We start from the raw sequence: 360 nt of genomic DNA on the forward strand, positions 1-360 counted from the left end.
TCCCACGCCAGCGCATACGATGAAGGATGGGGTAGATTATATTCCCACCAACAAGTATGTATTATGGGGACATCATTTTACATCGGTGGCAGGGGCTGCTCCAATCATTGGTCCTGCGATTGCGGTTATTTGGGGCTGGGTACCGGCCATTATTTGGGTGGTTTTGGGTACTATTTTTATGGCAGGCGTACATGATATGTCGGCCATTTGGGCCAGTATGCGCAATAGAGGTCAATCGATTGGCTCTATTGCCGGTACCGTCATGGGTACACGTGTACGTAGCTTGATGATGGTCGTTATCTTTTTATTATTATTGATGGTGAATGCTGTATTTGGCGTCGCTATTGCTAATATGATGAT

1 protein-coding gene is annotated in these 360 nt (G+C 46.1%); it reads left to right on the forward strand.

Annotated features, from left to right (window positions below):
• Positions 1 to 360, forward strand: a 360-nt coding sequence (locus AAEZ03_RS26265; protein ID WP_350582688.1) for a carbon starvation CstA family protein, incomplete at both ends; no start/stop codon positions are given.

The organism is Pseudomonas sp. HY2-MNA-CIBAN-0224 (assembly GCF_040310285.1).
Lineage (GTDB): Bacteria > Pseudomonadota > Gammaproteobacteria > Pseudomonadales > Pseudomonadaceae > Aquipseudomonas > Aquipseudomonas helleri.